The organism is Ursidibacter maritimus (genome assembly GCF_009761395.1).
GTDB lineage: Bacteria > Pseudomonadota > Gammaproteobacteria > Enterobacterales > Pasteurellaceae > Ursidibacter > Ursidibacter maritimus.
Window position 1 is genome coordinate 1 of sequence record NZ_LEKN01000032.1, and the last position, 1,623, is coordinate 1,623.

At 47.0% G+C, this 1,623-nt stretch carries 1 rRNA gene; it reads left to right on the plus strand.

Features of this window, described 5'->3' with window-relative positions:
* Positions 1–140 precede the first annotated feature (140 nt).
* Positions 141–1,623, plus strand: a 23S ribosomal RNA gene (locus A1D26_RS05925); the annotation flags it as partial.

The following is a 1,623-nucleotide window of genomic DNA, read 5'->3' on the forward strand; positions in this document are numbered from 1 at the left end:
ATTGTTCTTTAAAAAAGTATAAACAAGCTGAAAAACTGAGAGATTTTCGAAAGAAAGTCTGAGTAAAGAAATCTTAACTGAACAAAAGCAGTTAAGTCTTAGTGTCATAATGAAATACCTGAAAATACTTCAGGTTGTATAGTTAAGTGACTAAGCGTACACGGTGGATGCCTTGGCAATCAGAGGCGATGAAGGACGTGCTAATCTGCGAAAAGCTTGGATGAGTCGATAAGAGGCGTTTAATCCAAGATGTCCGAATGGGGAAACCCAGTAGATGAAGAATCTACTATTTATTACTGAATCCATAGGTAATAAAGGCAAACCGGGAGAACTGAAACATCTAAGTACCCCGAGGAAAAGAAATCAACCGAGATTCTGTAAGTAGCGGCGAGCGAAAGCGGAGTAGCCATTCAGTTATAGCACAAGACTTAGAGGAATTAGCTGGGAAGCTAAATCACAGAGGGTGATAATCCCGTACTTTAAAAGTCCTGTGTGGAACTAAGCTGAAAATAAGTAGGGCGGGACACGAGAAATCCTGTCTGAAGATGGGGGGACCATCCTCCAAGGCTAAATACTCCTGATTGACCGATAGTGAACCAGTACTGTGAAGGAAAGGCGAAAAGAACCCCAGCGAGGGGAGTGAAATAGAACCTGAAACCGTGTACGTACAAGCAGTGGGAGCAAGCGTAAGCTTGTGACTGCGTACCTTTTGTATAATGGGTCAGCGACTTATATTTTGTAGCAAGGTTAACTGAATAAGGGAGCCGTAGGGAAACCGAGTCTTAACTGGGCGTATAGTTGCAAGGTATAGACCCGAAACCCGGTGATCTAGCCATGGGCAGGTTGAAGGTTGGGTAACACTAACTGGAGGACCGAACCGACTAATGTTGAAAAATTAGCGGATGACTTGTGGCTGGGGGTGAAAGGCCAATCAAACCGGGAGATAGCTGGTTCTCCCCGAAATCTATTTAGGTAGAGCCTTGAGCGAACACCTTCGGGGGTAGAGCACTGTTTCGGCTAGGGGTCCATCCCGGATTACCAACCCGATGCAAACTGCGAATACCGAAGAGTGATACTCAGGAGACACACGGTGGGTGCTAACGTCCATCGTGAAGAGGGAAACAACCCAGACCGCCAGCTAAGGTCCCAAAGTCTATATTAAGTGGGAAACGAAGTGGGAAGGCTTAGACAGCTAGGATGTTGGCTTAGAAGCAGCCACCATTTAAAGAAAGCGTAATAGCTCACTAGTCGAGTCGGCCTGCGCGGAAGATGTAACGGGGCTAAAATATAGCACCGAAGCTGCGGCATCAGACGTAAGTCTGTTGGGTAGGGGAGCGTCGTGTAAGCGGATGAAGGTGAATCGAGAGGTTCGCTGGACGTATCACGAGTGCGAATGCTGACATAAGTAACGACAAAACGAGTGAAAAACTCGTTCGCCGGAAGACCAAGGGTTCCTGTCCAACGTTAATCGGGGCAGGGTGAGTCGGCCCCTAAGGCGAGGCTGAAAAGCGTAGTCGATGGGAAACGGGTTAATATTCCCGTACTTGGATAAACTGCGATGTGGGGACGGAGAAGGTTAGGTGAGCAATCTGTTGGATATGATTGTTTAAACTGGTAGGTGGA